This window comes from Dawidia cretensis, from assembly GCF_018598175.1.
Classification (GTDB): domain Bacteria; phylum Bacteroidota; class Bacteroidia; order Cytophagales; family Cyclobacteriaceae; genus Ohtaekwangia; species Ohtaekwangia cretensis.
Map to the genome: position 1 here is coordinate 57,408 of NZ_JAHESE010000035.1, position 9,051 is coordinate 66,458.

Consider the following 9,051-nt stretch of genomic DNA (forward strand, 5'->3'; position numbering starts at 1 on the left):
GTTGAGATGATGGAATTAAAGGAATACCCATTTAAAGTAGGACTATTTGGTATTGGACTCGAAGCCTATTGGTGCCAATTTCCAGGTCTACGGGAGCGACTGGAAGGTTACGTAGAAGTCGTAGAAAGTAAAATAGCAGCCTACGGCGCACAGGTAGTGAACCTCGGTCTGGTGGACACCCCCGAGAAGGCCGTGGACTGCGGACATCAATTCAGAAGGGAAGATGTGGATGTGATCTTTCTGTATGTAACTACCTATGCCTTGTCATCCACCGTGTTGCCGGTGATACAACGTGCTAAAGTGCCTGTCATTGTTTTGAACCTGTCACCAGAGGCATCCATTGACTACGAGCAATTCAACAGCCTCAAAGATCGTACGAAGATGACGGGGGAGTGGCTTGCCTACTGTTCAGCGTGTCCTGTGCCGGAAATTGCCAGCGTGTTCAGACGGGCCAATATTTTATTCTTCCAGGTTACCGGAATGTTGCACGATGATCCCTATGTCTGGAAAGAGGTAGGCGATTGGATAGACGCCGCCCGTGTGGTTCACACCATGAGCCACAACCGTCTGGGGTTGATGGGGAATTACTACGGCGGCATGCTCGATATTTATTCAAACCTCACGCTTCACTGTGCCACCTTTGGCGGACACATTGAGATCATCGAAGTGGATGAGCTGTCATTTCTGCGTGAGAAAGTTTCCGCCGCCCAAATCGAGGGACGCGTAAAATATTTTGAGGAGGCATTTGATATTCAGTCCGATTGCCCGCGCGAAGAGCTGGAGCGTGCGGCGAAAACTTCTCTTGCCCTGGATTTGCTGGTAGACCGGTATAAACTTGGGTCAATGGCGTATTATCATAAAGGCACAGGCAATGGCAACGAAGACACCATGAGCTCCGTCATCCTCGGAAATTCTTTGCTGACGGCAAGGGGCATTCCGGTGGCTGGTGAGTATGAGGTTAAAAACGCCCAGGCCATGAAGATCCTGGATTCCTTTCACGTGGGCGGTTCATTTACAGAATACTACGCCATGGACTATCGCGACGATGTTGTATTAATGGGGCACGATGGCCCAGGTCACATCCAGATAGCGGAAGGAAAAACAAAGGTAAGGCCGTTGTATGTTTATCACGGCAAAGTAGGGAAGGGCCTTTCCGTGGAAATGTCGGTGAAGCATGGAGCGATCACGTTGCTCTCGGTTGTTGAAAAGGTAGATGGGACACTCATGCTGCTGTGCGCGGAAGGCGAATCCGTAAAGGGGCCGATCCTCGAGATCGGCAACACCAATAGCCGCTACAGGTTTTCCATTGGCGCAAGAAAGTTTGTGGAAGAATGGAATAACCATGGGCCCGCACATCACTGCGCTGTAGGAGTGGGGCACATCACTTCTAAAATAAAGAAGCTGGGGGCACTACTCAATATTGAAGTAAATCAGGTTTGCTAGTAAATAGTATTGATCAGGAAACTAAATTTTATAAAGCAACGATCGTCATGGCAAAAGAGAAACTATTCACACTTCGTCTTATTTACTTGGTTATTTGTATTGGCTCCACCTGTGAATGTTTGGCACAGTCAAAAATCAACAACGATGCAAACGCAAGGAAGGTTGTTTTTGGCAACGAAAAGCTGATCCTTACGCTCGACTACAACAAAAGAGCAAACGTATCACAGGTAATCGTCAACGGCCAGCAGGTCATACAGGGCGATGCGGGTATTTACTCCATGATCCGAACAAAGGCCACGCGGTACGCTACGTTAACCCTGTCGTCAGACCCTTCCCTAACGATAGCCGGTAATACCATTATACTGAAAGGAATCTCGTACGGCGACCAGAATCTTTCCATAGAGGAAACATGGACCTTCACGATCAGCGCCAACGACATCCGGTTCGACATAGACCGGACCACGTCGAAAACAGTAGTAGCAGAAGATCTCGGGTCTCCTGTTTTTAGGTTCGAGGCTATCAATACCTGGGAGGGCGCCTATCAAGATTACGGCGGGCTGGCCTGGTTCTATCTTTTTAATAGGAAACGGGACACCTACGGCGTACGCAGCAACACATCTGAATTTTGGAATAGCAAGACAGGCAACGGGCTCACGGTTTCCGTATCCGCGCCGGGCAAACAGATCGCCATGGATTACAGCCGGGCGGTGGACGATAAGTTGGTGTACACAGTCGGAGTGTCGTCGACAGGGATGCAGCCGCGGTTTGACGCAGACACAAAAAGGAGAATGTATGTGCGCGACACGACCGATGTATGGGCGCCTGTAGAGGTCCAATCAGGACAAAGCAGTCAAAGCATGACACTGTCATACTTTGACTTTAACGAGAAATTCGGCAGAGGCAAATTGGTGGGCATCAATCAGGAACAGGTCAGTGCTGTGTTGAACACCATCGCCCGCATTGGCGTAATCGGCAAGAAACATTTTGGCGGCAATAGCTGGCATACGCCGTATGGTCCGATTTGCTTGCATGAACAATACATTGCGCAAATGGGCCTGGGTATCAATGACGACAATTATTTAACCGGTTACCAGGAGTGCCTTGATTATTATCGCGATAATGCCATAAAGCCCGACGGGAGAGTGTGGCCACGGTGGGCCTACAGCAATGAAGATGCTATGCCGAAGGGATATACCGACAAGGGCTTCTATGAAGCGCAGTGGGGATACCTGCTGGATTCCAATCCGGACTTTGTGATAAACGTAGCCGAGCTGTATGATCAAAATGGCGACCTCTCGTGGGTGAGGAAGCATCAGCAATCCAGCGAGAAAGCATTGGATTGGATAGTGAACAGGGACAGCAACGGCAACGGTTTGGTTGAGATGATGACCGATAGCTATAGTCAGAAAAGAGGAAGCGACTGGATAGACATTATTTGGGCCGCGTACGAAAATGCCTTTGTGAACGCCAAGCTCTACCGCGCCCTTGTTTTGTGGGCGGATGTTGAAAGGCAACTGGGCAACAGTGTAAAAGAAAAACAATACAAGACGTTTTCAGAGAAGCTAAAAGCAAACTTTAATAAACCTACTTCATCCGGCGGTTTCTGGGATGCTGAAAAGCAATGTTATGTACATTGGAGAGATAAAGATGGTTCCATTCACGGAACCAACATGGTTACACCGGTAAATTTCATGGCCATTGCCTACGGTATTTGTGATGACCAAACCCGGATCAAAACAATATTGGAAATTATAGAAGGACAAATGCAGAAGGAAAATCTTTTCTTTTGGCCAATCAGCCTGTACTCGTATGCACCGGGTGAAGGCAACGACTGGCAATTTCCATTTCCAAACTATGAGAATGGCGACATCTTCTTGTCGTGGGGGTCAGTAGCCGTAAAAGCGTACGCCTCCTACAAGCCCGAGATAGCGCTCAAGTATGTGAAAAGAGTTTTGACGCAATATGAAAAAGACGGCCTGGCCTTTCAGCGTTACGGTCGCGCGAACCAGGACGGGCGCGGAGACGATATTCTCTCGGGAAATTGTCTTTCCGTAGTGGGCTTGTACCAGGCAATCTATGGCATCAACCCGCTGTACAACCGGTTCTATCTTGATCCACACATTACGCCGGACCTGGCCGGAACGCAGATAAAATACAACTATCGGAATCAACAGTTAACCATTGATTTGGATGTGAATAGGTATGCCCTATCGAACGGCAAGTTTAAGATAGTCTCCAACACTGACTTTGGTTTTTACAATACAGGTAATGAGTTATCGTATTTTAAAGGTAATGCCGACAAGGCTTCCTTACAGCTGAAAGCATCACCGAAGAATGAACTTACGCTGGATATAAAAAAATGCGATCCCAATGAAGTGGTTTTTATCCAGTCGTCCCGGGTTGGAGGTTCTGGGGTATTGGTTTATCAAGTCAATTCACTCAAGCCAAGCAGTTATTATACCATACTGCAGAATAATAGAACGCTAAAGCGGATCAAGAGCACGCAGGAAGGGACGTTGGTGTTTGAATATAAAGCAGGCGACGTTCCAAACGAAATTACAGTCATGTTGAAGTAAATCGGCGTTACGCCGATAAAAAGACACTTCAGTTTAAGCTTGTGGTTTAACCGGTCCGGAGTCACAGAGGGTTATAGGAGAAATAAATGTATATGGTTTGTAGAGCAACATTGTTAGCATGCGTGCTGTTTTTACTTTGTTACACGACTACAAAGGCCCAGAAGGATCTTTCGTTCACGGCCCTGCGGGCTGGATTTCGTAACGTGCCGGATAGTGTGCAGTTAGGCGTCTATTGGTACTGGATCTCCGACAATATTTCCAAAGAAGGCGTCGTCAAGGATCTCGAAGCCATGAAGAAAGCCGGCATCAACCGGGCTTTTATCGGCAGCAACATTGTGAACGAAGGTACTCCTTATGGAGCGCACAAAGTTTTTTCGGACGAATGGTGGAAGATCCTTCATGCCGCATTAAAAACGGCCACCGAATTGAACATTGAGATAGGCTTGTTCAACTGCCCGGGGTGGAGTCAGTCGGGTGGGCCCTGGATCAAACCGGCGCAGAGTATGCGTTACCTGGCATCGTCGGAAGTAGTGATCGAGGGGCCTGCAAAAATTAATCAAAACCTACCCGTGGTAGGCGCGCATGCACAAGATGTGAACGTGATTGCCTGGCCGCTTCCGGCAAACGATGAAAGCTACCAGGCCAGAATAGCAAAAGGCGATACGCGTGAACGAATACTTACTTTTGACGTGAGTGGGAAAAACCCCATGCACAGTTTGGTGATCTGTGTAGATGCACCGATATTAACTACAGCAGATCTGTATTATAAAGAAGGTGTGGAGTACAAGCTGCTTACGCACATTGCCATCAACCGGAGCAACACGGCGTTGAACGTAGGATTCGATCCGCTGGCGCCCGTTGTTATTTCCCTGCCGGAGGTCAAAACAACAAACTATCGCCTCGTCGTCGCTGATCCGGCGAGTGCTACCATCGATGTTCGGTTATCCTCTCAGCCGATGGTGGAGCGCTACCCGGAGAAAACATTGGCGAAGATGTTTCAGGCGCCGCTACCGTTGTGGAAGGATTACCTGTGGCGCAAACCGCCGGAAGTTTCTGACCCGTCCCTGGGGGTTGGGGCAAACAATGTGGTTGACATCACCTCCAGGTTCAAAAACGGAAAACTCGAATGGGATGTGCCCACCGGTAAATGGAAGATTTTGCGCACGGCGATGCTCACTACCCAGGTGACAAATGCTCCGGCGTCACCGGAAGCAACAGGGTTAGAGGTCGATAAGATGAGCAAGCAACACGCGGCCTACCACTTTGACGCATTCATCGGAGAAATACTGCGTAGAGTGCCTGCAGAAGATCGGAAATCATTTAAGCTGATTGTAGAAGATAGCTATGAAACCGGCGGCCAGAACTGGACGGACGATATGGCGGACCGTTTCAAACAGGTGTATGGGTATGACCCCATTCCATACCTGCCGGTGTTGAGCGGAACAGTGGTTGGCAGTCCTGACATATCCGATCGCTTTCTTTGGGACTTGCGCAGATTGATTGCAGATCGCGTGGCATACGATTATGTTGGCGGCTTGCGTGAAGTGGCGCATAAACATGGTCTCAGAACCTGGCTGGAGAACTATGGGCACTGGGGGTTCCCGGGCGAGTTTTTGCAATACGGTGGACAGTCGGATGAGATCAGCGGGGAGTTCTGGAGTGAAGGTGCGCTGGGGGACATCGAAAACAAAGCGGCCTCTTCCAGCGGACATATTTATGGCAAGCGTAAAATTTGGGCAGAGTCTTTTACCGCTGCGGGAAGAACGTTTGGAAGAACTCCATACATGATGAAACAACGTGGCGACCGCTTTTTCACCGAAGGCATCAACAGCACATTGTTACATGTGTATGTACATCAGCCGTATGAAGACCGGTGGCCGGGGATGAACGCATGGTTTGGAAATGAGTTTAACCGTAAGAATACGTGGTTTGAACAGTTCGATGTTTTTGCAGCCTACCTCAAGCGTACTAACTTCATGCTTCAACAGGGGAGATATAGTGCCGATGTGGCCTATTTCATAGGCGAGGATGCACCCAAGATGACCGGTGTGTGCGATCCTCCTTTGCCAAAGGGATATTCGTTTGATTATATCAATGGCGAAGTGTTGCTCAGCCAGGCATCTGTAAAAGAGGGAAAACTTTCGCTTCGCAGTGGAATGCAATACAACGTGCTGGTGTTGCCTGAACTTACTACCATGCGTCCTGCCTTGTTGAAGAAAATTACAGATATGGTACAGCAAGGTTTGGTTGTTCTGGGCGCCGCCCCGCAACATTCACCCAGCCTCGTAAACTATCCGCACGCCGATCGTGAAGTAAAGAAACTCTCGGACGCGCTATGGAAGAATGTTACTCCCAGTGGCCATCAAAAGTTTGGTAAGGGTTATGTATTCGGCGAGGAAGCAACGCTCGAAAGTGTTTTTAGCGTGCTGTCTGTTTTGCCGGATTGCAATGTTGATAATAACGCATTGGATGTACGTTTTATTCATCGTATAGTAGGTGATAATGACGTCTACTACATCTCCAATCAGCAGGAAAGAAAGGTAACATTCAACGCCACATTCCGCGTGGCGAACGGAAATCCTGAAGTATGGGATGCGCTCACCGGTGAAATGCGTGCATTGCCTGAGTATACCCGCGACGGAAGAAAGACAACAGTTCCGCTGGAGCTTGAGCCGTTCGGAAGCGCATTCATTGTGTTTAACGGGGCAAATGTCGATTCAAAAAAAGGTGCGCGGAATTTTCCCGCCGGGAGCGTAATCAGTACGGTGACATCGCCCTGGGAGGTGGCGTTCAAAGGATTATCGGCGCCGGAAAGCAGCGTCCGTTTTGACAGTCTCTATGACTGGAAAAATTCTTCGGATGCTGCGATCAAATATTTTTCGGGCACCGCGACATATACGACGATTTTCCAAATTGCCGCTGTACCGCAGCAACAAACGTACATTGACCTTGGTCATGTCATGGCGATGGGTAAAGTGTATGTGAACGACCACTATGTGGGTGGCGTATGGACATATCCGTACCGTCTGAATATCTCTGCGTTTTTGACGCGGGGGGGAAATAGACTGAAAGTAGAAGTCGTCAATAATTGGATGAACCGTTTGATCGGCGATCAACAGTTGCCTGAGAAAGAACGGAAAACATGGGCGGTTTTTAATCCGTACACAGCTTCTTCCGAGTTGCAGGCATCAGGGTTGCTGGGGCCTGTTACCATTCAAACATACGATTACGGGGTTCATTAAAACTGTAGCAGATATCAAAACGGTAACAGTGAGATCCGAAGCTCACCATAAGGCGTGGCTTTGTTTGTATTCTTCACGAACGCATCATGGTACTGAGCCTCTTTTGCAATGAAGGTGGCCGAAGCGATCGTATTGATACCACCGCTAATGCCCAACATCAGGTATTTACCGAAGAGATATTCAACTCCCGGCCCGCTTTTAAACTCGATGGTATTATAGCTGAAACGCTCAGGCAGTAATGGGTTGTTCGGTCGATAAAACGACGTGAAGGTATTGGCTGTGCTTCCAACATAGATCCAGGCTTTTCTTGATACGGGTTGCTTCAACGTCACGCTCTGAGGTAAATCCAGGATCAGCTGTAACCCATGGTTGGTCAGTCGCCGGTAATAGCTCACGATGGGTAATACCGGAAACGGAGCGGAAGGATCGATCTGTACCAATACTCCCAAAGAAAGAGAAACGTCTGCCGTGTGCTTTACTGGAAAGGCTATACTGCCATTAAAATTGAATCGTTTTACGCTTTTTAAATTATCGGAGATGGCGGTGAAGACGGCAGAGTATACTACCGGGGTGTGAAAGATAGCGTCGGTTCTCGAAAAGTTGAGCGATAAGCCAAGTGTACTTTTGTTGAAGTCACCATTGCTCAGTGGCGTTCCTGGCAACGGATTATTCACCTCGCTTACTTTAAAGAACTGTTGATTATGGTAAATCGTTGCGCTGATCGCATTGCCGTTCCACTGGGTTATGGGTATTGCAAAAAAGGAGCTGATCCGTACGTTCCGGCTTTTACCGCTGGCAAAAGCTTCTTCCTGTAAGTCTGAATCGAAATGGCCGGAACCAAAAAAACTGGCCGTTACCGAGGCCTGACGAAGAGAGGGGTAACGAATAGCCTGTTCCTGAGCTTCACCCCGCATTGTGTCCGTGGGGTGAAGGCTGGACATATTGAACATGTTTTGTGCATAGACGCCGGTACTGCTTAACAGTGTGACGACTACTATAATTTTAAAATTCATAGAATAGAGAAAAGTAAAGAGCGAATTGATCCGGTACAATCGCGGTAATATTTAAAATGCCGGCGGCCGGCATAGTTCATTCGTGAGCGGTGTTACTACGAAACCGAAGACGCTTTAATCGTTTTTGAAAGGCGGATAGCCGAAAGGATAAAGTAAAAAGCCCCGAACGCCGCATAACCAACCAGGCTACTGATACCCATGGTGGGGGCGTGAGCAAGCGCGATAAAGGATATACCGGCGATAGTCGATTGTCCTCCACTAACGATCATGGGCCACTGTCCGCCAAGCGCTTTACGGCGTTTCAGCCCGAGTATAAGTTGGATCATGCCGGTTATGATCGCCCATGCGCCAAATACCATTAATGCGGTCGGCACACCTGCTTTCAACGCCAGGGCAACCGCCACGGTGGTGCCAACGCTAATAGCCAGATTAATGAACTGCGGCGTTTTTGGAGCTGAAGGCGGATTAGCCTTGATATCAAACCAGGTAGCAATGGCGTCCCAGGCCGGATAAAGAATGAAGAGCATATCGGCCAGTGCTGCATTTGTTTTGCCCACCGTTGCCATGACGATCACCCACAGTATCGAAAAGCCGGCACGCACGAAATAAAGTGTCCGAAGGCCTCTTGCCGTCTGTACAAATTGAGCGGCCTCTGCCGTGTTTAATTCATTTGTCGTGTTCATGATCTGATGATTTTAATTGTTGGAATCAAAGTTCCCGATTTCCGTGTTGTCAAATTTTCACTTAAGTTAAACTGCTGGGAAAATGTTGTTCGCC

5 protein-coding genes are annotated in these 9,051 nt (G+C 48.5%); 3 read left to right on the top strand and 2 right to left on the bottom strand.

The features are described 5' to 3' along the window. The first annotated feature begins 6 nt into the window (after window positions 1-6). From KK062_RS24980 to KK062_RS24990, 3 genes are all read left to right on the top strand, one after another. Window positions 7-1,443: an arabinose isomerase gene (locus tag KK062_RS24980; RefSeq protein ID WP_254087101.1), complete on the top strand. Its 1,437-nt coding sequence runs from the start codon at window positions 7-9 to the stop codon at window positions 1,441-1,443. 119 nt (window positions 1,444-1,562) lie between these two features. Continuing rightward, the gene (locus KK062_RS24985) at window positions 1,563-4,019 is read left to right on the top strand and encodes a trehalase family glycosidase (protein ID WP_254087102.1); all 2,457 of its coding nucleotides are present in this window, start codon (window positions 1,563-1,565) and stop codon (window positions 4,017-4,019) included. A gap of 92 nt (window positions 4,020-4,111) precedes the next feature. Beyond that, window positions 4,112-7,261 carry a glycosyl hydrolase gene (locus tag KK062_RS24990; protein ID WP_254087103.1) on the top strand — a complete coding sequence of 1,050 codons (3,150 nt, stop codon included), beginning with the start codon at window positions 4,112-4,114 and terminating at the stop codon, window positions 7,259-7,261. Between the two features lie 14 nt (window positions 7,262-7,275). On the opposite strand, the gene KK062_RS24995 is transcribed toward KK062_RS24990, so the two are convergent. Together KK062_RS24995 and KK062_RS25000 are read right to left on the bottom strand one after the other, a co-directional pair. Beyond that, the gene (locus KK062_RS24995; RefSeq protein WP_254087104.1) at window positions 7,276-8,274 is read right to left on the bottom strand and encodes a hypothetical protein; all 999 of its coding nucleotides are present in this window, start codon (window positions 8,272-8,274) and stop codon (window positions 7,276-7,278) included. A 95-nt stretch (window positions 8,275-8,369) separates the two neighbouring features. Next, on the bottom strand, window positions 8,370-8,957 hold the full coding sequence (locus tag KK062_RS25000; RefSeq protein ID WP_254087105.1) for a DUF308 domain-containing protein: 588 nt from the start codon (window positions 8,955-8,957) through the stop codon (window positions 8,370-8,372). Window positions 8,958-9,051: the final 94 nt, after the last annotated feature.

What these genes read in the sequence shown, in the direction of transcription:
- KK062_RS24980 (WP_254087101.1), top strand. Translation starts at nt 7, where the DNA reads ATGATGGAATTAAAGGAATACCCATTTAAAGTAGGACTATTTGGTATT.
- KK062_RS24990 (WP_254087103.1), top strand. Translation starts at nt 4,112, where the DNA reads ATGGTTTGTAGAGCAACATTGTTAGCATGCGTGCTGTTTTTACTTTGT.
- KK062_RS24995 (WP_254087104.1), bottom strand. Translation starts at nt 8,274, where the DNA reads ATGAATTTTAAAATTATAGTAGTCGTCACACTGTTAAGCAGTACCGGC.
- KK062_RS25000 (WP_254087105.1), bottom strand. Translation starts at nt 8,957, where the DNA reads ATGAACACGACAAATGAATTAAACACGGCAGAGGCCGCTCAATTTGTA.